The 25,729-nt window shown below is 64.8% G+C and carries 24 protein-coding genes and 1 pseudogene; 17 read left to right on the top strand and 8 right to left on the bottom strand.

What is annotated here, in order from left to right:
- Positions 1-67: 67 nt before the first annotated feature.
- The 11 genes from P8R42_25150 to P8R42_25200 all read left to right on the top strand — a co-directional run bounded on the left by P8R42_25150 (position 68) and on the right by P8R42_25200 (position 12,781).
- Positions 68-742 carry a TetR/AcrR family transcriptional regulator gene (locus tag P8R42_25150; protein ID MDG2307879.1) on the top strand — a complete coding sequence of 225 codons (675 nt, stop codon included), beginning with the start codon at positions 68-70 and terminating at the stop codon, positions 740-742.
- The gene (locus tag P8R42_25155) at positions 739-1,878 is read left to right on the top strand and encodes an efflux RND transporter periplasmic adaptor subunit (GenBank protein ID MDG2307880.1); all 1,140 of its coding nucleotides are present in this window, start codon (positions 739-741) and stop codon (positions 1,876-1,878) included. The genes P8R42_25150 and P8R42_25155 overlap by 4 nt, the downstream gene beginning before the upstream one ends.
- A gap of 9 nt (positions 1,879-1,887) precedes the next feature.
- Positions 1,888-5,058 (top strand): efflux RND transporter permease subunit, encoded by a 3,171-nt coding sequence (locus P8R42_25160; protein MDG2307881.1) that lies wholly within the window; start codon positions 1,888-1,890, stop codon positions 5,056-5,058.
- A gap of 44 nt (positions 5,059-5,102) precedes the next feature.
- Positions 5,103-6,200 carry an NAD-dependent epimerase/dehydratase family protein gene (locus tag P8R42_25165; protein ID MDG2307882.1) on the top strand — a complete coding sequence of 366 codons (1,098 nt, stop codon included), beginning with the start codon at positions 5,103-5,105 and terminating at the stop codon, positions 6,198-6,200.
- Positions 6,201-6,212: 12 nt separating this feature from the next.
- A complete protein-coding gene (locus tag P8R42_25170; GenBank protein MDG2307883.1) occupies positions 6,213-7,397 on the top strand; it encodes a CoA transferase in 1,185 nt (394 codons plus the stop codon).
- 164 nt (positions 7,398-7,561) lie between these two features.
- Complete coding sequence (locus tag P8R42_25175; protein ID MDG2307884.1) at positions 7,562-7,747, top strand: hypothetical protein; 186 nt, start codon at positions 7,562-7,564, stop codon at positions 7,745-7,747.
- Between the two features lie 159 nt (positions 7,748-7,906).
- Positions 7,907-8,380, top strand: a complete 474-nt coding sequence (locus P8R42_25180) for a nitroreductase/quinone reductase family protein (GenBank protein ID MDG2307885.1) — start codon at positions 7,907-7,909, stop codon at positions 8,378-8,380.
- A gap of 275 nt (positions 8,381-8,655) precedes the next feature.
- Entirely contained in the window at positions 8,656-9,069 is a 414-nt protein-coding gene (locus P8R42_25185; protein ID MDG2307886.1) for a MarR family winged helix-turn-helix transcriptional regulator, read from the top strand.
- Positions 9,070-9,121: 52 nt separating this feature from the next.
- The gene (locus P8R42_25190) at positions 9,122-11,503 is read left to right on the top strand and encodes a molybdopterin-dependent oxidoreductase (GenBank protein ID MDG2307887.1); all 2,382 of its coding nucleotides are present in this window, start codon (positions 9,122-9,124) and stop codon (positions 11,501-11,503) included.
- Positions 11,504-11,513: 10 nt separating this feature from the next.
- Positions 11,514-12,506, top strand: coding sequence for a ferritin-like domain-containing protein (locus P8R42_25195; protein ID MDG2307888.1), 993 nt, complete (start codon positions 11,514-11,516; stop codon positions 12,504-12,506).
- A 146-nt stretch (positions 12,507-12,652) separates the two neighbouring features.
- Complete coding sequence (locus P8R42_25200) at positions 12,653-12,781, top strand: hypothetical protein (GenBank protein ID MDG2307889.1); 129 nt, start codon at positions 12,653-12,655, stop codon at positions 12,779-12,781.
- Positions 12,782-12,803: 22 nt separating this feature from the next.
- On the opposite strand, the gene P8R42_25205 is transcribed toward P8R42_25200, so the two are convergent.
- Complete coding sequence (locus P8R42_25205) at positions 12,804-12,926, bottom strand: hypothetical protein (protein MDG2307890.1); 123 nt, start codon at positions 12,924-12,926, stop codon at positions 12,804-12,806.
- Positions 12,927-12,998: 72 nt separating this feature from the next.
- Complete coding sequence (locus P8R42_25210; GenBank protein ID MDG2307891.1) at positions 12,999-13,967, bottom strand: haloalkane dehalogenase; 969 nt, start codon at positions 13,965-13,967, stop codon at positions 12,999-13,001.
- A 113-nt stretch (positions 13,968-14,080) separates the two neighbouring features.
- Between P8R42_25210 and P8R42_25215 the strand changes: the two genes are divergently transcribed.
- Entirely contained in the window at positions 14,081-15,613 is a 1,533-nt protein-coding gene (locus tag P8R42_25215; protein ID MDG2307892.1) for a carboxyl transferase domain-containing protein, read from the top strand.
- Positions 15,614-15,620: 7 nt separating this feature from the next.
- Here P8R42_25215 and P8R42_25220 read toward each other — a convergent pair whose 3' ends face one another.
- Together P8R42_25220 and P8R42_25225 are read right to left on the bottom strand one after the other, a co-directional pair.
- Complete coding sequence (locus tag P8R42_25220) at positions 15,621-16,415, bottom strand: outer membrane lipoprotein-sorting protein (GenBank protein MDG2307893.1); 795 nt, start codon at positions 16,413-16,415, stop codon at positions 15,621-15,623.
- Between the two features lie 374 nt (positions 16,416-16,789).
- A complete protein-coding gene (locus tag P8R42_25225) occupies positions 16,790-17,065 on the bottom strand; it encodes a hypothetical protein (protein ID MDG2307894.1) in 276 nt (91 codons plus the stop codon).
- A gap of 343 nt (positions 17,066-17,408) precedes the next feature.
- Here P8R42_25225 and P8R42_25230 point away from each other — a divergent pair, with 343 nt between their 5' ends.
- From P8R42_25230 to P8R42_25240, 3 genes and pseudogenes are all read left to right on the top strand, one after another.
- On the top strand, positions 17,409-18,032 hold the full coding sequence (locus tag P8R42_25230) for a PadR family transcriptional regulator (protein MDG2307895.1): 624 nt from the start codon (positions 17,409-17,411) through the stop codon (positions 18,030-18,032).
- A 297-nt stretch (positions 18,033-18,329) separates the two neighbouring features.
- Positions 18,330-18,449: pseudogene (locus P8R42_25235) on the top strand (SDR family NAD(P)-dependent oxidoreductase).
- 74 nt (positions 18,450-18,523) lie between these two features.
- Positions 18,524-19,492 carry an LLM class flavin-dependent oxidoreductase gene (locus P8R42_25240; GenBank protein MDG2307896.1) on the top strand — a complete coding sequence of 323 codons (969 nt, stop codon included), beginning with the start codon at positions 18,524-18,526 and terminating at the stop codon, positions 19,490-19,492.
- A 9-nt stretch (positions 19,493-19,501) separates the two neighbouring features.
- Here P8R42_25240 and uvrA read toward each other — a convergent pair whose 3' ends face one another.
- Together uvrA and P8R42_25250 are read right to left on the bottom strand one after the other, a co-directional pair.
- A complete protein-coding gene (gene uvrA / locus P8R42_25245; protein ID MDG2307897.1) occupies positions 19,502-22,324 on the bottom strand; it encodes an excinuclease ABC subunit UvrA in 2,823 nt (940 codons plus the stop codon).
- Positions 22,325-22,362: 38 nt separating this feature from the next.
- Positions 22,363-22,506, bottom strand: a complete 144-nt coding sequence (locus P8R42_25250) for a hypothetical protein (GenBank protein ID MDG2307898.1) — start codon at positions 22,504-22,506, stop codon at positions 22,363-22,365.
- 51 nt (positions 22,507-22,557) lie between these two features.
- On the opposite strand from P8R42_25250, the gene P8R42_25255 reads away from it, so the two are divergent.
- Positions 22,558-23,346, top strand: coding sequence for a glucose 1-dehydrogenase (locus P8R42_25255; protein MDG2307899.1), 789 nt, complete (start codon positions 22,558-22,560; stop codon positions 23,344-23,346).
- A 202-nt stretch (positions 23,347-23,548) separates the two neighbouring features.
- Here the strand turns inward: P8R42_25255 and P8R42_25260 are convergent, their stop codons facing one another.
- Positions 23,549-23,887 (bottom strand): ATP-binding protein, encoded by a 339-nt coding sequence (locus P8R42_25260; protein ID MDG2307900.1) that lies wholly within the window; start codon positions 23,885-23,887, stop codon positions 23,549-23,551.
- Between the two features lie 93 nt (positions 23,888-23,980).
- On the opposite strand from P8R42_25260, the gene P8R42_25265 reads away from it, so the two are divergent.
- A complete protein-coding gene (locus P8R42_25265) occupies positions 23,981-25,387 on the top strand; it encodes an MATE family efflux transporter (GenBank protein ID MDG2307901.1) in 1,407 nt (468 codons plus the stop codon).
- On the opposite strand, the gene P8R42_25270 is transcribed toward P8R42_25265, so the two are convergent.
- The gene (locus P8R42_25270; GenBank protein MDG2307902.1) at positions 25,384-25,563 is read right to left on the bottom strand and encodes a hypothetical protein; all 180 of its coding nucleotides are present in this window, start codon (positions 25,561-25,563) and stop codon (positions 25,384-25,386) included. The genes P8R42_25265 and P8R42_25270 overlap by 4 nt on opposite strands.
- Positions 25,564-25,729: the final 166 nt, after the last annotated feature.

The following is a 25,729-nucleotide window of genomic DNA, read 5'->3' on the forward strand; positions in this document are numbered from 1 at the left end:
CGTCCAAACAAGCGTGACGGGCGTACTTCCATCAGCTATCGATGTCTGGAACGATCCCTACAGAGATATGCTCCAACGACAACCAGACAACCGACCCGCCTCCCGAGTCCAGGAACAGGGCGCCCGCTCGCGGGAGCGGATCCTCGATGCGGCCGAAGCCCTAATGGCCGACCGCGGCTACGCCGGGGCCAGCATCTCCTCGATCTGCAAGGAGTCCGGGCTCCCCGCGAGCTCCGTGTACTGGCACTTCGAGAACAAGGAGGGGCTCCTCCAAGCCGTGATGGAGCGCGGCACGGGCCGGATGCTCGAGGAGATCTCGGCGGCCTACGAAGCCCCCGGACCCCCGCGGGAACGCCTCCACCGGATGCTCCGGCGGGCCGGGGCGGTATTCGAGGCGCAGCCGCGGGAGTTCCAGCGGCTCGAAATGATGATCACGCTCGAGCGCGGCCAATCCGACGACAGTTGGCGCGCGCCCAGCGAACGTCTGCAAACCCGGCTTCGGTCGCTTATCGAGGAGGCCCTCTTCGAGGTCTACCGCTCGATGGACGAAACATTGGCACGCAAGGTCGCCGAGGAGGGCGCCCTCCTCGCCGGAACCCTAGGAAACGGCGCCACCATCGAGGCGATCCGGAACCCCGAAGAGTTCGACCCCGCCGTGCTGATCGAGCAGCTGGAAATCGCGCTCATCGCCCTCGGTGAACATCGGCTGCGACAGAGCAAGAGAAAGAACGGCGCCACATGAATTTCCGGGCGCTCGTACTCGGCGTCGCGGCTTCCGCGACTCTCGGACTCATCACTTCGGCGTGCGACGGCAACGGCCCCGCGGGCGCCGCGCCGACCGGCCTCGGGCCCACTGCGGGCGCAGCACGAAATACACCTGCGATCCGGGTCCGCGTCGCGATGGCCGAGGTGAGGCCCCTGCAGCAAACGATCACGGTCCCGGGCGTCGTGCATCCGTTTCAAAAAGCCGCAATCGCCGCGAAGGTTCCGGGCCGTGTCGCCGAGCGACTCGCGGAACCCGGCGACACCGTGACACAGGGCGCCCCGCTGCTTCGACTCGACGAGGTCGATCTCAACCTGGCCGTCGACGAGGCGCGCATCGCGCTCCGCCTGGCGAAAGTCGATCTCGCCGATGCGAAACGCGAACTCGATCGTGGCGTCCGCTTGAGCCGTCAGAACACGATCTCCAAGAGCGAGATGGACGGCCGACAGACCGCCTTCGAGCGCGCCAAGGCGGCGGAGGCACGTGCTCAAGTCGCACTCGCGAGAGGCGAGCAGACGCTCGCGGACGCAACGATCAGAGCCCCGTTCGACGGCTCGGTCGAAGAGGTCGATGCGGACGTCGGCGAGTACCTCCAGCCCGGCGCGCCGGTGGCGACGATGGTCGACTTCTCCAAGGCCCGCGTTCGTGCCGGCGTCACCGCGACCGAAGCCGCACAACTGGCGGCCGGTCAGCCCGCCGACATCGGATTCGACACCCTCGGCGGCGCGCACGTCTCCGCCGCGATCCGAAGCGTCGCCCGGGTTTCGGACGCGGGCAGCGGAACCTACGCGGTCGAACTCTGGCTCGATCAGCCCGACTCTCGCCTGCGCGAGGGGATGATCGGAGAAGTCCATCTCCAGCGCGCGCCCGGCGAGCAGCATCCCGTCGTGCCCCGAGCGGCACTCTTGCGACGCGCGGGAAGGATGACGCTATTCGTCGTCGCCGAGTCGGACGGTGCCGCCCACGCCGAAGAGCGCGTCATTCGCAGTGGCCGCAACGACGGTGATCTCGTCGAGATCCTCGAGGGCGCCGTTGCCGGAGACCGAGTCGTCATCGATGGACACTTCGCGCTCAGCAACGGCGCCGCGGTCTCCATCGACGAAGACCAGAACTGAGGCCTGCCCGTGGAACGCCTGATTCGCTTCTTCGTTCAGCGCCACCTGTTGGTGCACGTCATCACCGCGGTCGTCGTGGTGGTCGGCTATCAGACCATGGCGAGCACGCCGCGGGAGACCTTCCCCGACGTCACGATGAACCAGTTGATCGTGAACGCGGTCCTCCCGGGCGCTTCGGTGCAGGACGTCGAGACCAAGCTCACGATTCCGATCGAAGAAGCGATCGACAAGATCGACGGCGTGAAGCGACACACGACGGTTATCACCGATCAGGTGTCGCTCACGGCGGTCGAGTTCCTCGACGACATCGACAAAGACGGGCTGGACGCCGTAGAGAGGGATCTCCGGACCGAGCTCGATGCCATCCGGGATTTCCCGCCGGAGATGGAAAACGACCCCGTCGTTCTGCGCTTCGAGGCTCAGAAGTTCCCGGTCGTCGAGATCGCCCTCTCGGGCCCCTCGGTCGCGGTCGCCGACACGGCCCGCATGCTGGAGCGAAAGCTGGAGCGCCTCGACGAGGTCTCGAGTGTCAGCCCGATCGGCCTGGAAGACTCCGAGCTGCGCGTCCTGGTCGACCCTGTCCGCGCGCGCGAGCTGGGTATCACCCTCCTCGACGTCGTCCGCGCCATCGAGGCGCGCAACGTGTCCAGCACGGGAGGCAGCCTGGAAAGCCAGGAGGAACGGCGCCAGGTCGTCCTCTGGAGCCGCTACGGCGACCCCTCCGAGGTCGGCGAGACAATCCTGCGGTTCTCCCCGGACAGCGGTGCGATCCGCGTCCGCGACGTGGCACGGCTCGAACTCGGGCGAGAAGATACCGGCCTCTTGGCCCACACCAACGGGCGTCCGGGTGTTTCACTCATCGTGCGAAAGCAAGGCAACGCCGACGTAATCCTCGCCGTCGACAGTGTCCGGGAGTTGGTGAACAGCACCCCTCTACCTGCGGGAGTCAGCGCCGTCCTCGTAAAGGACGAATCGTATTGGACCCGGAACCGAATCGACCTGATCATCACCAACGGGCTCGTCGGCGTATTCCTGATCACCGGCGCGCTGCTGTTGTTCCTCACGCCCCAGGTCGCCCTTTGGGTGATGGTCGGGATCCCGGTGGTCTTCATGTCGGTGCTCATGATGTTCCCGGTGATCGGGTTCTCCGTGAACATCGTGACGCTGACGGGACTCGTGGTCGTCCTGGGGATGGTGGTGGACGACGCCGTGGTCGTGGCCGAACGCATTGTCGCAAAGCGCCAGGAAGGTCTCGACGCGCAAGAGGCTGCCACGCAAGGCGCCCTCGAGATGGCGAGACCCGTCATTGCGTCGGCGATCACCACGATGCTCGCCTTTGCGCCACTCCTCGCCATCGGCGGCATGGCCGGGAAGATGACCCACTCGATGCCGTTTGTCGTGGTGCTGGCCCTGCTGGCATCGCTCCTCGAGTCGTTCCTGATCCTACCGGCGCACATGTCGATGGGCGGAGGCGCCAAGCCGACTCCGAAGCGCGCCTTCGTAATTCGAATGGAGGAACGCTACCGCCGGACGCTCGAAGCTACGCTCCATCACCGAACGTGGGTAATCGGGGCATTCGTCACCGGGCTCATCATCGTGATGGTGGTCCTTCTCCCGCAGCTCCGGGTGATGATCTTCCCCCAGGACGATGCGGAATCGGTCTTCGTGAAAGTCAGCACTCCTCTCGGCACGCCGATCGAACAGACCGAGGCCATCACCGCCTCGATTGAGCGCCAGATCCCCGCGATCGTCGGCGAGGACCTCAATGCGATCACGGCGCGCATCGGCCATCAGGAAGCCGGCGGAAAAGGCTTCGATCGTGAACAAGGATCGGCCGACAACGAAGCCGTCGTCGAGGTCCTGCTGCGGCGAGGCAGTATGCAGAATACACCTGCCGAGTGGATGGAGATCCTGGAGGCGAGCCTCGTCGTCGCCGACGACGTCACGCTCCTCTTCGAGCCCGCTCAGACAGGCCCCGTCATGGGCGCGCCGCTCACGATCCACGTTGCGGGCAATGACGACGCGCTGCGCCGAAGCACCGCGCTCGAGATCTCCGAGCGGCTCACGGGTGTCGACGGTGTCGTGAACATCGATATCGACGAGCGGCCGGGCACGCCGCAGGTCGAGCTAAACCTCAACTACGAGAAGCTCGCACTCCTCGGGCTCTCTCCGCAGGACGTCGCGACGACACTGAAAGGTGCGTTCCACGGAATCCCCGCGTCCGAGCATCGCGACCTCGATGAAACGACCGAGTTCCGGGTCCTGCTCGATCCCGGGGCGCGCGGATCTCTCGGATCCCTGCTCGAGCTTCCCATCCGATCCCGAAGCGGCGCCCTCGTTCGAATCCGCGACGTGGTCCGGCCCGTGGAGACCGCCTCGGTCTCGCGCATCTATCACCGAGACGGAATACGAGTCGCGACGGTCAGTGCGCACTTCGCCGTGGGCTCCGGACACACAGCGCTCTCGATGGCCGACCGACTCGACGTCGAACTCCTCCCCCTGTACGCGGGAAAGAAAGGCATCGAGGTCTACCAAGGCGGCGAAGCCGAGGAGAGCCGAAAGACCACCGCCGACGTCGGCACCGTCGCCCTCATGGCGTTCGGCGGCATTACGGTCGTCATCGCGCTGATGCTCGGGTCCTTCCTCGAAGCGTTCTTCGTGATCGCGATCATTCCGTTCTCGTTCGCAACGGTCGTGCTCACGTTCTTCATCCACCAGACCGCGTTCTCTCTGTTCGCGATGATGGGGGCGGTCGGGCTAGCCGGCGTAGTCGTGAACTCGTCGATCGTCATGGTCGATGCGATCCATCGCCGTCTCGCCGACATCCCTCCGTCCGAACGCCACCTCCACGAGTCCGACATGATCGACGCCGTCGTGGGCCGCCTCCGGCCCATCATCGTGACCTCGATCACGACCCTCGGTGGCGTCTTGCCCATGGCGTATGGCGTCGGCGGATACGACATGGTCGTCGCACCGATGTCGCTCGCTCTGGGTTGGGGACTCGCCTTCTCGACCGTGGTGACGCTCTTCCTCGTACCGGTGCTCTACTCCGTCGCCTCGGACCTCCGCCGAATCCAGGTCCTCGATCGAGCCCGCGAGCTCGTGGGGCACGCTTCGGCGAAGGCGGAGAACCCGGTCTCGGGCCCGATCGGCGAAAGCCGGCCGCTGCGCCGAAACTAACTCGGGACTTGCGCACCAGCCGCTTCATCCAGCAGAAGCACTAGATGAACGCGCTGGTCATCGGCGGCACCGGCCCCACCGGCCACTTCATCGTGAACGGCCTCCACCGGCGCGGGTTCGACGTCACGATTCTCCACACGGGGAACCACGAGCTGGCGGAGAACCCCAACGACATCGAGCACATCCACACGGACCCGTACTCGATCGACGCGCTGACGACGGCTCTCGAGGGCCGCGCGTTCGATGTCTGTATCGCCGCCTACGGGCGACTGCGTGCAACCGCCGAGCTTCTCGCAGGGCGCGTCGGGAAGTTCGTCTCGATCGGTGGGGTTCCCGCGTACCGCGGCTACATGCACCCTTCGCTGGACGCACCCGCCGGGCTCCCCGTACCGACCCGCGAAGACGCCGCGCTCGTCCGCGACCCCGAGCTCGACGACAAGGGGTTCCGGATCGTCCGCACCGAGGAGAGCCTCTTCGAGGCTCAGCCCGACGCGGCTCACTTCCGGTACCCCTACGTGTACGGCCCGTACCAACTCGTACCGCGCGAGTGGTGCATCGTGCGGCGCATTCGCGATGGCCGCGAAACGATCATCCTACCCGACGACGGCCTCACGCTGCAGAGCTTCGGCTACGCGGAGAACCTCGCGCACGCCGTCCTCCTGGGCGTAGACCACCCTGAGCGCTCCGCCGGGCAGATCTACAACTGCGCCGATGAAGAGACCCTAAGCCTGCGTCAGGTCGTCGAAATCACTGCCGCGGCGCTCGCGCATCCGCTCGAGATCATCTCGATGCCCTGGGCCCTCGCGGCCCCCGCGCGCCCCCTCGTCATGCAGCCCCTCCCGACGCACCGTGTGCTCGATATCTCGAAAGCACGTGAGCAGCTGGGCTACCGGGACGTCGTTCCCGCACGCGAAGCGATCGCCAGAACCGCCCGATGGTTGAACGAGCACCCTCCCGAGCCCGGCGCGCTCGAGGAAACCTGCCTGCAGGATCCCTTCGACTACGCGGCGGAAGACCGTCTGATTGCTTCGTGGCGCTCCGCGCTCGGCGGGTTGACCACCGTCGAGTTCAAGGAGCCGCCCGGCTACGGGCTCGCGTACAGCGGGCCCGGCGGCCGTTCCCCGTCAAAACAATTCGAATAGGAGACAAGCGTGATGAGTGGACCGATGGACGGAGTGAAGGTCGTCGACCTCTCGATTGCGCTGGCCGGGCCCTGGGCCGTGGGGATGCTCGCCGACCAGGGCGCCTCGGTCATCAAAGTCGAACCGCCCGGCCTCGGCGACATCGGTCGTTGGGTCGGTGTTGCCGTGAACGGGATCTCCGCGATGGCGGCTGTGGTGAACCGTGGCAAGCGCTCGATCGCGGTGAACCTACAAACCGAGGAAGGCCTCGCGATCGTACGAAAGCTCGCTGCAGGTGCTGATGTGTTCGTACAGAACTTTCGACCTGGTGTGATCGAGAAGCTGGGACTCTCCTACGACACGATTCGCAAGGGCAACCCAGATCTCATCTACTGTTCAATCAGTGGGTTCGGGCAGGAAGGTCCGTATGCGCGCAAGAGTGCGTACGACCCCGTCGTGCAGGCGTACGGCGGGCTCGCTTACGCGCAGGCGGGCGCCGACGGCGAGCCGCAGCTCATCCGGCATACCGCGGCCGACAAGATCACCGCCCTCACAGCCTCCCAGGCGATCTCGGCGGCCCTGTTCGCACGCGAACGCGGCCGGGGCGGGCAACACCTGCAGCTCTCTATGCTCGAGGCGGTGGTGAACTTTGTCTGGGCCGATGCGGCCGGGAACGAGGTGTTGCTCGATTCCGACGGCTCGCAACCCTCAGCCTTCTCCCGCGACCAGAAGCTCTGGCCCACGAAGGACGGGCACGTCATCGCCGCCCCGGTCTCCGACTCCGACGTGGCCGGCATCTGCCGCGGCGTCGGGGTCGACGGCTACGACGCTCCGGAAGTCGCGACGATCATGGCACGCCGGACGAACATGGAAGCGTTCAACGAGCTTCTCCGCCGCGTCCTCGATGCCGTCAGCAACCTCACCACCGAAGAGGCCATTCGTGGGATGGAAGCCGAGAAGGCGCCTTGCGGAGCCGTGCTGTCACCGGAGCAGCTACCCAACGACCCGCAGGTTCGCGCACTCGGGATGCTCGAGGACTCCACGCATCCCATCGCTGGGAGGATGCGTCAGCCGCGGCCGGCCGCGCGCTTCACGAAGACCCCGTCCGAGACAGGCGGTCCAGCGCCAGGGCTCGGCGAACACACGGATGCGATCCTCACCGAACTCGGAATGGGAGACCGCACACGGGAGTTGCGCGACGCCGGCGTGATCGCCTGACCAGGCCCGCGCCGCGAACGCTGCTCAGCTCGGCGCGGCAGCGCCCTGGAGCAAGCCGCCGATCGTATCGAGGTACGCACGATAGTCCGTGCTGATCTCCTGGGTGCTGCGCAGGATAAGCGCCTCGGGCCCACGCTTTTCGATGTGGTCCCAGTGGCGCCCCGTTGGGGTCCATCGCGGCCGACGAAGTCGCCGAGGCCCCAGCCACGGTCACCGGGAACGACGGGCAACTCGGCGGCCCACACGCCCTGATGCTTGCGGTCCTGGAGGACGCGATTCACTGCGCCGGCCTCCTCTGTCACCCCCGCCGGCCGGAGCAGGGGCGTCTGCGCCAACGCGCTCGAACCTGAATCCGCTCCACGGATCGAGCCTGGCGGTTCTCCTTCGAGAGCGTCTTCGAAGCCGAGCGGATGAGCGCCGGCGTCGGGCGCGTCTTCGGGGGAGAAATCCTTGAACAAGGCCACCGCAACCTCTGAACTTCGCGCGAACGCCTGCTAGATTGCCGCGCCATGCCACTGGATCAGCGCGCCGAAGTAACACGCACGCCACCCCGCTGGCTCATCCCCTGGATCACGACCACGCAGGTCTGGGTCTACGAGATCACGCGAGGCCGCCTCGGCGCCTCTGCGAAGAACATGCAGAACCTGCTCCTTCGCGGCATTCGAAGGAAATCGGGCAAGAAGTTCGCCGTGTGCCTTCCCTACTGGCTCGACGACGACGGCCGCCGGATCGTGGTCGCCTCCTACGCGGGGGCTCGGAAGAATCCGGCATGGTACCACAACGTGAAGGACACCCGCGCGAATCCGAAGGTGACCGTGCGCGACGGAGCGCGTGTCTTCGCAGCGCGGGTCGAGATCCTTGAGGGAGACGAGTACGAGCGGCTCTGGGAACGCATCTGCGCCGACCGACCGTTCTATGCACGCTATCAAGGAAGAACGTCGCGGCGAATCCCGTTGGTTCGGATCCTCGATACCACGGCGTAGAACGCCTCGATGAGGGCCGCATCGTTTCTCTCCGCGCACGGCCGCACCACTCGCGCAGATCGAGCGCGGAAAAGTCGTCTCGGTCGAAGCGGTCGGCTGCGCCAACGTGGAGGCGCGAAGGCGCATGACGGGAGACACGGTGCTGCAGATGGGCTCGGTCTCCGAGAGTGTCACCGCCTTTGCGGATTGACTCGGGACCCGCCCTACTTGTAGATACAAGCTTGATGGTGCCCCCTTCGATTCCGCGATCTGCCGCCCCCCCCAAGCCGCCCTCCTTGGGCGATTGTGTGTGCTTCAACGCGCGCAGCGCGGCCCGAGCGATCACCTACCTCTACGACGAGACGCTCGCCCCCTCGGGCCTGCGCATCAACCAGTTCGCCACCCTCGCCGCGATCCACCAGCGGCACGGCGGCTCGATGCAGACCATCGCCGCCGATCTCGGCCTCGATCCGAGCACCATGACGCGCGTCCTGCGCCCACTTGTCGAAGACGGCCTGGTGAGCGCCGAGCCCGGCGAGAACCGGCGCGCGAAACAACTCGCGCTCACGGACCTCGGCCAAGAGAAGCTACGCAGTACCCACGCGCTCTGGCAGCAGGCGCAAGACGATCTACGCGAAAAGCTCGATCCCGGAGTCTTCGAACGACTCGTGGGCGACCTCGCGAAACTGCACGAAGCCCTGCGACCCTGACCCATCACATACGGGTGCAACGCGGCCTTCCGCCTGCACCGGAGGTAGCGACATGAGTGCGACGCAAGAAGTCCATCCTTCCGTGTCTAAGACCCCGATCGCCGTTTCCGGATCGGACCTGCCGACCATCTGTGTTCTGTGCAGTCACAACTGCGGCGTCCGCGTCACGGTCGAAGACGGCAAGATCACGAAGGTCCGAGGAGACGCGTCGAACCCCATTACGCAGGGCTACATCTGCAACAAAGCCGTCACGATCGACAAGTACGCAAATCACAAGCAGCGCGTCGAGTACCCGATGCGCCGCCAAGCAGACGGAACGTTCGAGCGCATCTCCTGGGAGACCGCGACGACGGAGATCGGTGAGAAGCTGGCCGCGCTTCGCAACGAGCACGGACCTCGCTCGCTCGGTTTGGTGGGAATCGGCGGCCAGGGCAACCACCTCGACGCGCCGTACGCGTCTTCGTTCCTGCGCGCGACGGGTTCCCGCCGCTGGTACAACGCGTTCGCACAAGAGAAGACGCAGCACATGCTCGTCGATCAGTGGATGTTCGATGCGCCGCCGACCACGTTCTACCACCCCGATGTAGACCACGCGACGTACCTGATCGTGATGGGAACGAATCCCCGCATCTCGAACCGGGGCCACAACGCGACCGAGACGTTCCGAGACCTGAGCAAGCGCGAGAGCTGTACCGTTGTCGTTCTCGACCCGCGCGAAACGGAAACGACCCGCGGCGCCGATCAGCACGTCCGGGTGCAACCCGGCTCGGATGCCTACTTCCTCCTCGGGATGGCCGCCACACTCGTCCAGCGGGAGCTGTACGACGTGAACTTCGTCTCAGAACGCACGGCGGGCTTCAACGACATTCGCGACGAGCTCGCCCGAATCGACGTCGGCGAGATGGCCGAGCGCTGCGGCATCGCAAAGGACGAGATCACCACGATCGCGACCGACTTCGCGAAATCGGAGGCGTCGTCGATCATGTTCGATCTCGGAGTCGAACAGACGCCGTTCTCGACGCTGGTCTCGTACCTCATCCATCTCAACAGCGTGCTCACGGGACACATCGGCAAGAAGGGGACGAACGGCTTCATCGAGACGTTCCTCCCGCCAACCCTCAGCCCCGGCCGCCACAAGGAGCCAGAGCGTGCACTCGCGTCGGGCATTCAGGCCGTCCGCGCGCTCGGCAACGCTGGAATGTTCTCGCCAACACTCGTTCCCGAAGAAGTGATGATCGACCACCCGGAGCGAATCCGGGCTCTCATCGTCGAGGGATCCAACCCGATCCTCTCGTTCTCCGATGCGAACGCATGGCGCGAAGCCATCGATCGCCTCGACCTGCTCGTCGTCGTCGAGCCCGCATTCACCGAGACCTGCCGACTCGCCGACTACGTGCTCCCGACTCCGGTCGGGTACGAGAAATGGGAGACCGCACTGTTCCCGAAGCGGCATCCGGAGATCGACGTGCAGGTGCGGCCCCCGATCCTCGCGGGGCCGGTGGAAGCGCTTCCTGAAGCCGAGATCTACGCGCGAATCGGCGAAGCGATGGGCATCATCGCTCCCCTACCCGAGGAACTCGCCGAGATTGCAAAGCCCGAAACGCCCGAGGCGCGCGCGGCCTTCCTCGGTACCGCCATGGGTATGCTCGGTGACCTCGCCGCCAAGGGCCTCAACGGCGACTCCCATGTGCTGTTCTGGGGTTACCGCGCCATGGGGCACCACTTCCCCGCACCATCGCTCACCGCAATCTTCGCAAGCTCGATTGCCAACGCCATGGAACGACGGGACTCCGTCCTGCGCGCCGTAGGGCCCGAGTGGGCGGACAAGGACCCGTTCGCTCTCGGCGAAGAGATCTTCAAGAGAATCCTCGACCACCCCGAGGGCGTGACAATCGCGATCGCCGACGACACGAACAGCGTCGACCAATACATGGGGTTCGAAGACAAGAAAATCCGCGTCGCTCCGCCGGCGATGGTAAAGGAGATGAAGCGCGCGCTCGCGACGCACACCGATCACGCCGAGTACCCGTTCGTTCTGGCGAGCGGACTCCGAACCCGCTGGACTGCGAACACGATCCAGCGTGACCCGACCTGGCGCAAAGGCCAGGGCCCGCACTGTGCCCTCCATCTCCACCCCGACGACGCGGCGAAGCTGTCCGTCGAGGCGGGAGATTCGCTCCGGATCGAAACCGTACGGGGCGCGATCGTTCTTCCCGCTGCGTTCGACCCCAAGCTCCAGCCCGGGCACGTCTGGATGCCCAACGGCTTCGGCGTGGAATACTCCGAGACCATCGACGGCGAACGGGTGACTCAGGGTGCCAATTTGAACGAGATCACCGATGCAGCGGACCGCGATCCGATCACGGGGTGCCCACACCACCGCTACGTGCCTGTGAAACTGACCCGGGTCGCCCCAGAAACGAAAGCCGCATAGGATCGAATCCATGAAAACGCGTGAACTGATGCGCCTCCAGAACACGGGGCACCAGGGAATCAACTCGATCTTCAGCAAGGCCCACTCGGCTGACTGGGACATCGACCGCGACGTGGACTGGTCGACACCGGTCGAGCCGGGGGATTCCCTGGTCGACCACGAGTGGACCGCGTTCGGGCGTACCGACACGTTCAAGGCGCTGCCGGAGGAGGTCCGCAGTTACGTCACGCGCCGCGGGCTCGGGCGTGTTCTGAACATCCTGCAAGTCGGAGAGAGCGTCGCTCAGGACATCTGCGCGAAGCTCGCGCTGAAGCTGCGGCACGAAGACCACCGAAACGCCGCCGTCGCGCAGGCGATGGATGAGGCGCGCCATCACCTCGCCTATGTGCGCTTCCTCGAGAAAATGGGCGAAGAACCCGAAGACATCGATCCGTTCACAGAGGACATGTTCGACCAGCTGCTCGCGGCCGAAGACCCCCGGCGTATGATCGCGTTCGAGCAGTTCTTCCTCGAGAGCATGGCGATGAACATCTTCGAGGGCATCCACGACCACGCGACGAACCCTCTGCTGCGCGACATCCTTGCGTTCATCACGCGCGACGAAAGCCGTCACATGGGCTTCGGGGTCCTCTACCTCGCCGACTGGATGAAGGAAGCGACGCTGGACGAGCGCACCGCGTTCGCTCAGAGTTGGCTGCCGCGAATCCTGTTCACCGTGACGGACCGGCCCGGTCCTCTCATGGCGCGGCAGATCATCCGCCGGATCGAGGAAGCCGGGCACCCCGACGCGGCAAAGCTCGCTCCCGCGCTTCTGCGCGAACAAGAGCAGCTGAACGCTCAGGACCACGAGCTCCTGCTGAGCGGGCAGAAACCATCACATCTGCTCAAGAGCGCAAAGAACGTGGGCCTCCTAGCACCGGAGATCGTCGATGCCCTGGGCGTCGCCGACCACCCGCTCGTGCAGGCTGCCAACCGCAACGTGGAGCCACCCCCGCCCTCCTGATCCACACCCCGACGTTTCGAACGGTCGTTTCAAGCCCAGAAACCATCTTGCACGTCCCGAGGTGCGCGCTGAAGATTTTTTCACCGATTTCCGGCTTCGGACCTGAATCTTCTGGACCCCGCCCGACACGGAAGGACCACCCACCCATGCCCCGCGCCCTCCACAATGCTCTCTCTTGCCTGCGACTCGCCGCCATCGCACTTCCCGCGGCCACCATGCTCCTCGCGCCGATCGCTGCGAACGCGCAGTACGCGGCCCTGGCCGCGACCGTCTGAAGGGCGACGACGACGACGAGATCTACGGCGAGGAAGGCGCGACCGTCTCGTCGGCAAGGAGGGCAACGACCTGCTCGACGGCGGCATCGGCAACGACCGCCTCATGGGCCACAACGGCGACGACGACACCCAGGGCGGCGAACATCTCGGGCGGCGCCGGTTCCGACTTGTGTCAGGACAGCGACGGCGTCGGCCTCATGAAGCGCTGCGAGATCTTCTAGTCGGCCAAACCGTTCGCACCTAACCACTCCGCGATCGCAACACCGATCGCTTCGGGCTGATCTTCCTGCAGGTAGTGGAGCCCTGGGCCGACCCCTACGGCGGTGACATTCGGCATCACGCCGACGATCTCGCTCCCCTTCGACTCCGGCAGAAGCACGCCCGGCGTGCCGTAAAGCCAGAGCTTCGGCACGGCGTCGGTCCGCAGATACGCGGCATACGTCTCGAAGATCTCATGGTTGTCTGCGGGCTCGCCCGCGATCGGAATCTCGTTCGGCCAACGCCAGATGGGCTTGCGGCTGGCTGGATCGAGAAACGGCTTCCGGTAGACGTTCAGATCTTCCTCCGAGAGCCCGCTGAGCACCGACGTCGCCAGAATCTGTTCGATGAACAGGTTCTGCGTGATGAGCAGATCTCGACTGATCACCGGGTCCCGGAACTGCTCGAGTGACGGCGCGAACAACGGTGAGACGTCCGCGAGAGATTCGAACGGCCGAATCATCCCCTCCATGAAAGCGATGCCCTGCACGTTCTCTGGATGACGAGAAGCGTACGCGAAACCCAGTCCCGAGCCCCAGTCGTGGATCACGAGCACCAGGTCCTCGAGCCCGAGAACCCGGATGAACTCTTCGACGTAGGCCAGTTGGGTGGGAAAGCGATAGTCGATGTCCGGCTTGCCGGAGTCGCCGTGGCCTGGGAGATCCAACGCGATCGTTCGGCCGAGGGGACTCAAGTGCGGGGTGACGTTGCGCCAAAGGTAACTCGACGTCGGATTGCCGTGCAGGAACAAGATCGGGCGCCCCTCGCCTCGCTGAACGAAGTGCAGCTCGGTATCGAGGACCCGTACGAAGTTCGACCCTTCCCGGGTCTCCGGCGGCGTGGGCGCCGGCGCGGTCGATGCCCCATCCCCACACGCGGTGAGCAGAGCCAAGCAGAGAATGACGGCGGAGCGGCGGTAGAGCGACATCTGAGCCTCCTTCTTCACAACCCTCATTAGATCGATCCGGCGCCCCGATCGACCGACACATTCGCACGAGCAGCTTGCAAAAATGCGCACGGCACCTGTTAGGCTCACAAACCGTGAGTTGGAAGAAGGAAGTCGATCAGATCGAGCAACGACGCCGGCTGGCGAAGGAACTCGGGGGAACGGATGCCGTCGACCGTCAACACGAGCGCGGACGCCTGACCGTCCGCGAGCGCATCGACGGATTGATCGACCAGGAGTCGTTCCGCGAGGTCGGCCCTATCGCGGGCTACGCTGAGACCAACGAGGACGGGTCCCTCAAGTCCTTCCAACCCGGAAACTACGTCCTCGGAATCGCAAAAGTCGGCGGACGCCCCTGTGTAGTCGGCGGCGAGGACTTCACACAGCGCGGCGGCTCTCCCACTCCGGCCGGCCTTCGCAAGAGCGTCTACGCCGAAGAGCTCGCCTGTAAGCGCCGCCTCCCGCTCGTGCGCTTCCTCGAAGGTGGCGGCGGAAGTGTGCGCGGCTCCGGGAAACGAGGCCCGTCGCCCGACCCGGTCTATACGACCCATCGCTTCGTCTCGATCGCGCGCGTGCTCGAGACCGCGCCGGTCGTCTCCGCGGCCCTGGGCGCCGTCGCCGGCTTTCCCGCCGCGCGCCTGGTCGCTTCTCACTTCGCGATCATGACCCGCGACACGGCACAGGTTCTCATCGGCGGCCCTGCACTCGTCGAACGGGCACTCGGCGAGAAGAAGACCAAAGAAGAACTCGGCGGCGCGAAGGTGCACGAGCGCAGTAGTGTGGTCGATGCGGTCGCCGCGGATGAGAACGAAGTGTTCAATCTCATGCGTGGGTTCCTGTCCTACATGCCAACCAACGTGTCAGAACTGCCTCCCGTTCTGGATGCCGGGGACGACCCCGAGCGATGCGAGGAGGCTCTGCTGGCGATCATCCCTCGCAACCGGAGGCGGGTCTATGACGCACGCAAGCTCGTGCGCCTCGTCGTCGACAAGGACTCGTTCTTCGAGATGACGCCGCTGTTCGGCCGACCGCAGATCACCGCTCTCGCGCGCCTGAACGGGACGCCCGTCGGCGTCGTCGCGAACGACCCGTTCCATCTCGGTGGGTCGATGACGGCCCACGGGGCCCAGAAGTTCCGGCGTTTCGTGCGCCTCTGCGAGACGTTCCACCTCCCGATCCTCAGCTTCGTAGATCAGCCCGGGTTCATGATCGGATCGGAAGCCGAATCGACCGCGACGATCCGACTTGGCATGGAGGCGATCTCGGAGACGGTGCGATCGACGGTGCCGTGGGCGTCCGTGATCGTCCGGAAGTCGTACGGCGTCGCCGCAGCAGCCCACTACGGACCGGACGGAACGGTGTTCGCGTGGCCCTCCGCCGAGCGGGGCGCACTTCCGCTCGAAGGTGGCGTCGCCGTCGCGTTCCGGCGTGAGATCGCCGAAGCTCCGGATCCCGACGCGAAGCGCAAGGAACTCGAGGAGCTTCTATCGAAGGGGCGAACGCCGTTCCCTTCCGCCGATTTCTTCTCGGTGCACGATCTGATCGACCCGCGGCGCACTCGCCCGGCTCTCTGCGAGTGGCTGGAAAGCGTTCAGCCTTCGATGCGAGCGCGGGTGACGCGGCTCTAGCCGCCCCCTACCGCCCCTTCGAAAGATCGCGCAGGCTGAAGGCCCGCTCGGGAATTCCACGGTCGAACTCCAAGTCGCTTCGCACGAACGTCGTGACGCGCTTACTCGCGGGGTTCTCCACCGAGACCTTCACCGCCGCATTCCGGCCGTCCGCCTGCGCGTACGTCATCACGGTCACCCGGCGAGACACTGCGCCGCCAGGCTTGCGGGCCTCGATCTTTCGAATCAACTCGTCGTCGGTCGAGACCCAGACGCGAAACTTCTTTCCGAAGGGCCAGTCGCGGTCACCCACGTCGACGTCGATCACCGCCATGTTCATCCCGTCGACGGTCTCTTCGTCGACGACGGTAGCCTCGACGTCCTCCGCCATGCGTGGAAGGAGATCGAGGAGCTGGGCGTCGCGGTAGCTCGGCTCGTTCCCGTAGGCGGGAGCATCATCGCTCTGGCCGGTCGCGATCTTCTGGAAGCGGCGAGTACTCGGAGCCCAGACCCAGGCATCACCGCCCTCCTCGGCACCCCAGATGTCGAGGACGCGTAGCCCCAGGACGTCTGCCGGGCCGAGGAACTTCGATAGAGACGAGACCTTCAGGTCCTCCCCCAGAGACTCCTTCACTTCCGCCCGGCGCTCGCGGAACTTGTCGTCGTTGGCGAACGACTCGATGATCATCACCGATTTGCGATCGCTCCAACCGGCCGGCGCATTCATCTTCGCCGACGAGGCCAGCAGGGCTCCTCCGTCGAGCGCGAAGGTCGAGACGGGGACCAGAGCAAGGAGTGCGAAGAGACCGAGACCAGCCAGCATGGGAACCATCATTTTCGAATAGTCATCGAACGGGTACGCGCACAAGTCCCCAGATCGGGGCCCTCGGGCGTGGGAGGTGCCGTGCGATCCACATCCGCAGCGAGGAAACGTCCCCAAGAGGAAATTGTGCCTTCCCGGCGAGTCCGGGCATTGGCCCCGGAACCGCGAATCGACCCAGTGGAGGCTGGCGGCGCGGAACCGGCGCTGGGTGGTGACATTATAGTTCGCGGATGACCGACTGGGGGGGGGGGGGGGCGCGACGGAACCAGGAGGAAACTCGATGGTTCTCGGATTCCTCCGAGGCGTACGATGGCTCATGGCAGCCGCTGCAGCGGCTACCTTCACTGCACCTGCGAGTCCCAACCAAGCTCAACTCACAGACTCCACCCAGCATCCCCGGTGGCCAGATCGAGAAGTCTCTCGATGAACAGATTGGCGCCGGATACGGTGACACCTTCACCGCTGGATCCACGATCTACCTGATCAAGCGAGATCCAGCCCGTTCGATCCGGCGCGATCGACAGCTTTCCCAGCGCAAGTTCACCGCCGACCAGGGAGTCGGCCCTCGGGTGAGTGCGGACTCCTCCGGTGACATCATCGCCAATCGCGCTTTCGGTGCCGGGCTCTCCGATTCCCGTGCCGGCTGTCACGTGCAGAACGTAGAGATCGACCTCGATCGACGCGTTGCCGACGTGACCACGGAGTACGATTCCAAGCGCAGCATCTTCAACCGGCTCTTCACCGAAGCCGACACCCGGTTGTACCTGGCGGCGACCCGCAGACCGAACACGGAAACATCAATCTGGGAGCGCTCTTCCAGATCGAAGCGGAAGGAGCGGAATAGACTCAGTGGCGGCCCTGCCCACGGCTGGGCGGGGCCACTCGCCCGCGAAACTAGGTTCAGTACATCTATGCGCGCACCCTCTTCCTGGCACGGTTGCCCGAAATTCGACCATGCTGATACGCCTCGATGCATCGCATGGAAAACGTGTCATGTTCCGATTCCACATCTTAGGGCTTCTGAGAAAACGCGAACCGTTCCACGGCTACGCGCTCATGAAGGAATACAACCGGCGGACCGGGAGAAACTACGGCGCCGGATACTTCTACCGACAACTCGGTGAACTCATGACCGAGGGAATGGTGCGACAGGCCCCGAACCCACTCGGCGCCGACCCCAGACGCACGCCCTACCAGATTACCGAGGCCGGCCTCGACGCCTTCGGCGAGTGGTTCGAGGACATCCCTCGCGATCCGCTCGAAGCCAACGTCGACCAGGTTGCCCGCGCGATGTTCTTCTCCGACGTCGATCCCGACATCGGCGCTCGCGTGCTCGCCATGTGGCAACGCGACCTTCTGGAGAAGACCAAGGTTCTCGAACGGGAGCTTCAGTACGCCCACTCGAAGCGAAAAGACCTCGCCGACATGCGACCCATGCTGATCCGCCGTGACCTCTTCCGCGTCGCCGCCGACCTCGAGTTCCTCGAGGACATCGGCGAGACGCTCAACGGGCGCCGAAAGCAGTGCGAGGAAGTCGAAGCCTCGCCGGCCGTCGCCGCCAAACCACAGACCAAGCGGAAGCCGAAGGCACGCACCCGGGCGGTCGGCGGAACCTGAAGAAGCCCCTAGACCTCGAAGCTGCAGCGGGGAGACTCCGCTGCAGCGAGTCGGGTGCCTGCGCGACTCCGCGACCTAGCTGAGAGAGCATTCCTACGATGTCCGAGTCCGCAGGGAGTCGACTTCGAGCGCAATCCCTCGGATTCGTCGTTTAGAACTTCGACCTGTTGCCACGACTAAGCGTTCGCGAAAACGTGGCCGTCCGGCCGGGTCCGCTCCACCGATCGTGGCGGCCCTGCGGTACTAGTAGTCGCGCGAGCCGCCATCCCGTAGGCTCCCGGAAAGGGACCCGATTCCATGAACCTCGACAAGAAAGCTGCGCTCGTTACCGGCGGCGGCACCGGAGTTGGGCGTGCGACCTGCCTGGCTCTGGCGGACAGTGGCTGCTCCGTAATCTTCAACTACAGCCGCTCGGAGGACGCCGCAGGGACGGGGGACGACGGCGAGATCGTCAACATCTCGAGCGTCGCCGGCGGAGAGAGGGCTACGAAGTGTACTTGATCCGATTCGACATGCGCGCGCCCGAACACGGCGCACCGACGACAGAGCTCTACCCAGCTGCCCTCGAGATGTCGGCGTGGGGCGAAAAGAACGGCTGTGTGGTCGTCGTCGTTTCCGAACACCACTGCTCCCCCGACGGGTATCTCCCTTCGCCCCTGATCTTCGCAACGGCAGTCGCCGCAAAGACCGATAGCATCTTGATCAACGTAGCCGCACTCATCCTCCCCCTCTACGACCCGATTAAGGCCGCAGAGGACATGGCGGTGCTCGACATCTTGAGCAAGGGGCGCGTCTCCTACGTCCTCGGGATGGGATACCGCGACGAGGAGTACGCGATGTTCGGCGTAGACCGCCGGCGGCGCGCGAAGCAGTTGGAAGCCAATATCGAGGCACTTCAGAAGGCGTTCACCGGCGAGCCGTTCGAGTTCGAGGGGCGCCCGGTCCACGTGACGCCGAAGCCGGTGACCCCAGGTGGTCCGTCCCTGGCGCTCGGCGGCGGGAGCCTGATCGCTGCCCGACGGGCCGCGAGATTCGGGCTCGATCTCCTCGCAAGTGGTGCAACGCCGGGGCTCGAGGAGGCCTACCGAGAAGAGTCGGCTCGCGTCGGACGCGAGCCCGGCTACTGTCGAGTGCCCGACGGCGCGCCCACCACCGTCTTCGTCGCCGAAGATCTCGATCGCGCCTGGGAGCGGATCGGCCCGTATCTCCTCCACGATGCCAAGACCTACGGCGCGTGGCTGAAGGGCCAAGACACGACGACCAAGTCCGGTGCGCAGACCATCGACGACTTGCGCGCCGAGCAGGGCCCCTACCGGATCGTCACGGTCGCAGAGGCGGCCGAGTTGATCCGCAACCACGGGATCCTGAGTCTGCAACCGCTCTGCGGAGGAGCCCCGCCCGAGATCGGATGGGAGACGATGAAGCTGGTCGCGGGCAAAGTCTTGCCCTCCCTCACCTAGGAGCCTGAGTCAGCAGAGCGGCTTCAGGTACTTGCCAGTCTGCGACTTCTTCAGCCGGGCGACCTTCTCCGGGGTTCCCTCCCCAACGATCGTGCCTCCGCCGGGTCCACCATCCGGGCCGAGGTCGATGATCCAATCGGCCGTCTTGATGACATCGAGGTTGTGCTCGATCACGATGATCGTGTTGCCCGCATCCACGAGCCGATCGAGCACGCTGAGAAGCTTCTTCACGTCGTCGAAGTGCAGACCCGTCGTCGGCTCGTCCAAAAGGTAGATCGTACGACCCGTCGCGCGCTTCGAGAGTTCTCGTGCGAGCTTGATCCGTTGCGCTTCGCCGCCACTGAGCGTCGGCGAAGGCTGGCCGAGATGGAGGTAGTCGAGACCAACGTCAGCCAGCAGCCGGAGCTGAGCGCTCACCTTGGGGTGCGCCTCGAACACGTCGAGCGCTTCCGCCACCGTCAACTCGAGCACATCCGCGATCGAGTGGCCCTTGTACCGAACTTCGAGTGTCGCCTCGTTGAACCGACGGCCGGCACAATCCTCACACTTCACGTAGACATCGGACAAGAAGTGCATCTCGACCTTGAGCACGCCATCGCCCTGGCAGGCCTCACAACGACCGCCCTTCACGTTGAAACTGAACCGCCCCGGCTTGTATCCACGAACCTTCGAGCCCGGGAGCATCGCGAAGAAGCTCCGAATCTCATCGAAGACCTTGATGTACGTCACTGGGTTGGACCGCGGGGTTCGTCCGATCGGGCGCTGATCGATTCCGACCACCTTGTCGATCTGATCTACCCCTTCAATCCGAACGTGCTTTCCCGCCTTCTGCTGCGACTGATGCAGATGCCGCGACAACGCGGGGTAGAGCACGTCGTTCACGAGGGTCGACTTGCCTGCCCCTGAAACTCCCGTCACGGCGGTAAGTACGCCCAACGGGAACGAAGCGTCGACCTTCTTCAGGTTGTTCTCCGACGCGCCTACCACGCGAATCTCACCTGTAGGCTCTCGGCGCCTTTCGGGAACCGGAACCCTCTCGCGACCGGCCAGATACGCACCCGTGATCGACTTCCGGTTCTTCTCGAGGCTCTTCGGAGTTCCGGCGTGGATGATCTCTCCCCCACGCACGCCGGCCCCCGGGCCGAAGTCGATCACCCAGTCGGCTGCGCGGATCGTCTCCTCGTCATGCTCGACGACGACCACGGTGTTGCCGATGTCACGCATGCGCAGAAGCGTGGCCAACAGTTTCTTGTTGTCTCGCTGGTGCAGTCCGATACTCGGCTCGTCGAGAATGTAGATGACGCCGGTGAGTTCCGACCCAACCTGACTTGCAAGCCGAATGCGTTGCGACTCGCCGCCCGAGAGTGAAGGCCCCGCTCGATCCAGGCTCAAGTACGACAGCCCCACGGAGGATAGGAACTCGAGCCGATTCCGGATCTCCTTCAGGACTTCGCCGGAGATCTCTCCGGCGGCCCCGGTCAGTTTCAGACCGGTGAAGAAGTCACGCGCGTCGTCGATGGTCATCTGCGAGACCTCGACGATCGACTTCTTCCCGAGTTGGACAGCCGAACTCTCGCGCCGAAGGCGAGCGCCCGCGCACGTCGAGCACGCCGCGGTGGCCATGAACTGCCCGTACCAGCGCTTCATCCCATCCGAACGCGTTTGCACGAAGACGCGCGTCAAACGCGGGATACACCCCTCGAAGCGGACGCGCATGTTCCCGTTGTCCCACTTGAGCTCGAACCGACGCTCCCCCGCGCCGTAGAGCAAGATCTTCCGCTGCGCCGCCGTGAGCTTCTTCCAGGGCACATCGAGCGGGATCTTGTAGGCCGCGCAGACCTGCATCCGGACTCGGGTCCCCCAGCCCTTCTTGTCCGACGTCATCTTGCCCCAGGGCTTCACCACGCCGTCCGCGAGGGAAAGCTCTTCGTTCGGAACGAGAAGCTCCGGGTCCAACTCCATTCGCGTGCCAAGTCCGTTGCAATCCACGCACATTCCCTGCGGCGAATTGAAACTAAAGGCCTGCGGCGTCAGCTCCGGGAAGCCAATCTTGCAATTCGGGCACGAAAGGTTCTCCGAGAACACCCGGTCCGCCTTCCCGTCGATCGACGCCAGCATCGTGCCGCCGCCCATTTTGAGCGCGGTTTCCACCGACTCCGTCAGACGCGGCAAAATTCCAGCCTTCATTACGAGCCGATCCACGATCGCCTCGACGTGATGCTTCTTCTTCTTGTCGAGTGCTTCGACTTCTTCGCTGAGCACCGTCTCGCCGTCGACCCGTAGGCGCACGAAGCCCTGGGCCCGAGCATCCGCGAGGAGTTCTCGAAACTCCCCCTTTCGATTCACCAGCAGCGGCGCCATGAGGATGACCCGCGTTCCGGCCTTCTGGTCGGCGAGTTCGCGGGCAATGCGCTGCGCGGTCTGGCCTTTCACCTTCCGGCCGCATTGATGACAATGCTGCTCTCCGACGCGCGCGTAGAGAACGCGGAGATAGTCCGAGATCTCCGTAATGGTCCCGACGGTCGAGCGCGGATTCGTGCCGGTCGTCTTCTGCTCGATCGATACCGTCGGCGAAAGGCCGCGGATGTGGTCGTACTTCGGCTTCTCCATCTGGCCGAGAAACTGGCGGGCGTACGACGACAGACTCTCGACGTAACGCCGCTGCCCCTCGGCGTAGACGGTATCGAACGCGAGCGACGACTTGCCCGATCCGGATACCCCCGTGAGGACCACGAGCTTCTTCTTCGGAATGCGCAGTTCGACCGATTTCAGGTTGTGTTCACGCGCACCTTTGACCCAGATGTGATCGAGCTCGGTGGCCCCACCCTTCATGACGGCTGGTCCTCGTAGATCCTGGTTTGAAGTGAGATTCAGAAAGGGAAATCGAACACGATGTGCACGGCGTCGAGCTTCGGCACTCCCTGCCGCGCTGCCCCCTCCGGTGTCGGTGCGATCGCGGCAAACAGGGTGACCGCGGCGCGTGTCGACTTCCACATCCCGCGGAAAGGTTGCATAGTCCGAGCCGGTAGGCACGCCAGTTTCCGACCCGAAAGGACGACTTTGCGATGATTGCGGACAACCACGACCCGAGAAATCTCTTCGACATGAGCGGCAAGGTCGCTCTCGTCACCGGCGGGAGCCGGGGCCTGGGCCGCGAAATGGTGCTCGCATTCGCCCAGAACGGAGCCGACGTCGTGATCGCCAGCCGCAAGATCGAGAACTGCGAGGCGCTCGCCAAGGAAGTCGAAGAAAAGACGGGGCGCCGCGCGGTCCCGGTCGGCTGCCATGTCGGCGAGTGGCCCCAGTGCGACGCTCTCGTCGACGCGGCGTACGACGCGTTCGGGAAAGTCGACATTCTGGTCAACAACGCCGGCATGTCCCCCCTCTACCCCTCTCTGCCCGAGGTGACCGAGGATCTCTACGACAAAGTACTGGCGGTGAACTTGAAGGGGCCCTTTCGGCTGTCCTCCGTGATCGGCGCGCGAATGGCCGAAGGAGACGGCGGCTCGATCATCAACGTGAGCAGCGTTGCCGCGGTGCAGCCGTCACCGGTCGAGATTCCCTACGGAGCGGCGAAGGCCGGCCTCAACAACCTCACGCTCGGCCTGGCACGCGTCCTCGCGCCCAAGGTGAGAGTGAACTGTCTCATGCCCGGCCCCTTTCTGACCGACATCAGCAAGGCGTGGGATCTCGAGTCGTTCAAACGTGCCGCGGCGACCAGCATCCCGCTTCGGCGGGGCGGCGAGCCGGGCGAGATCGTAGGAGCGGCCCTCTACCTCGCATCCGACGCCTCGAGCTATACGACCGGCGCCGTCATCAAGATCGACGGGGGCGTCGCATACACGCCCGGGTGACCTCCGCCGGAGACGACCCTTCCCACGAGATCCAGCAGCGCGTCGATTCGAAACGGTTTCTGTAGGAAAGCTGCAAGCCCCTCGCGGCCGAGCGCACTGCGCGCTTGCTCTTCAGCTTAGCCGCTCAAGGGAATGTGCCGGGCCGGAGACTCGTGGCTCGAAAGTGTATCGAACAACTCGCCCGCGCCGATGTCGGGCATCCTCAGGTCGAGTAGTACGAGCCGAATTCAGTCTGCGTTCTTGGCGAACACCGCCTTTGCGCGTTCGTCGGTTCAGCCGACATTCTCTCGCCCCCGATGCGCGCAAAGTAGAGCTGTACTAAAGTCCTACGTCCGAGTTGGCTCTCGACCTGGATCGCACCACGATGTTGGCGAATGATCCCGATCACAGCGGCCATTCCGAGGCCGCGGCCCGTAACCTTGGTTGTAAAAAGCGGGTCGAACAACTGCTGACGCGCCGCCTCATCCATCCCCAACCCGGTATCGGACACCTCGAGATCGACCGTGAGTTGAGCCTTCTTCGAAAGAACGTTCAACGCCACCGCGCGGTCCGGGCACACGAGGACAGCGCGGCGCGGCTGACGTTGGCGGTCGGACGTCCCGCGAGGACAAAACACCCGTGCTACGTTTTTCCAATGTCCCGCGCGCGCCCCCAGCCAAACGAGCCGCCCGCGAGTACCCAGGGCACTCTCGAGGCATATCGCGAGATGTGGGGACTCGCGTGGCCCGTCAGCGTCTCAGCGTCCACGGTCATGCTTCTCATGGTCGCCAACCTGTTCTGGATCGGGCACCTCGGCACCGAAGCCGTAGCCGCGGTGTCGCTCACGAGTCAGATCCTGTTCATGGCTTACGGGCTCACGCAGATCGTCTTCAGCGGCGCAGTGGCCGTGGTCGCCCGCCGAACGGGAGAGCAGAACCATAGCGAAGCCTACGGGTCTTCGGTTCACGCAATCGTGCTCGGTGCCCTCCTTGGGATCATCGTGAGCGTCGCCGGTTACTTCGCGGCGTCGCCCCTCATCTCCTTCTTCGAGATCGAGCAGTCCGTATCCAGCATCGCGATTCCGTACCTCGAGATTACCTTCACCGGCCACGTGTTCTTCTTCGTCTCCATGGCCGTCAGCGCGAGCTATCAAGGTACGGGAAATACGCGAACGCCGATGATCCTGAACGCTGTGGTCGTTGGGCTGAATGCGGTGATCGATCCAGTCTTGATTTTCCGCCCGGGTGAGCTCGTTCTCGGCGGTCTGGACATCGGGGTCGCAGGCCTCGGCGCGGTGGGCGCCGCCGTTGCCGACGTGATCGCAAGCGCCATCGGCTGCTTCGTCTTCCTCGCGCTCTACGCTTCCAAGTACGGACCGTTCCCTGGCGAGGTGCGCAGTCGAGTCACGGTGCGAGCCAGCGGCCTGTGGCAGATCGCTCGAATCGGCATACCCGCGAGTGTCACGATGCTGGCTCGACCTCTGTCGACCTTCTTCCTTTTGAAGGTAATCGCATCCTTCGGCACGACCGCGCTAGCGGGATTCGGGATCGCGGTGCGTGCGTTCTCGCTGAACTTCATCCCCTTCGCAGGCCTGCACGCATCCGTTGCCACGCTGGTCGGACAACGCCTCGGGGCGGGCAATCCGCAGCGCGCAAGACTCGTCGTCCGGCACGGCCTCGTGATTGCGGTCCTTCTATCCATCGGCCTCTGCGTGCTCTACACGGGGATCGCGGAGCCGCTCATCGCGATCTTCGATTCGGACCCGGCGGTCATCGCCGTCGGGGTCCCGTTCCTCATGATCATCGCCTTCGGCCAGCTCTTCATCGGCCCGACGATACCGCTCGGCGCCGCGATGAACGGGGCCGGAGACACCCGGCCACCGATGTTCGTCGCCCTCGCCGCAAATTGGCCGGTCAAACTCCCGCTGGCTTACGCGCTCGCCATCCCGTTCGGGCTCGGGACGTCCGGCGTGTGGATCGGAATGTTCGTCTCGATGATTCTCGAAGCGACCCTGCTGGCGCTCTGGTTTCGACGCGGCCGCTGGATGACCAAGGCCGTCTAACAGGCTCTCACCGAACGGCTTCGACGCCGGACGCGCCCGGCGTCGAAGCCGAGGGAGAGCTCGAGGCTACCGTGGCTCGCGAGCGTCGCGCGCTGTTCGTCGTCGAAATCGACGAGTGCGAGGAGATCTTCCTGGCTGCAGCGGGTACCCGGGACCTCTTCGAGGTCCCGCTCCATGCGCATCCTCGCGCCCGTCTCCAACGAAGCTCGCGCAGGAACCGCGGGAGGCGGCGGCGGCATGGCCTCGCTCCGCCGGAGATCCATCGTCGCGCCGTCTTCGATCTAGACGGCGAAGCTCACCTCGGCGTCCTGGGCGAAGAGGAGATTCAGGAGGGCGTCGACA

Source organism: Candidatus Binatia bacterium (assembly GCA_029243485.1).
Lineage (GTDB): Bacteria > Desulfobacterota > Binatia > UBA12015 > UBA12015 > VGTG01.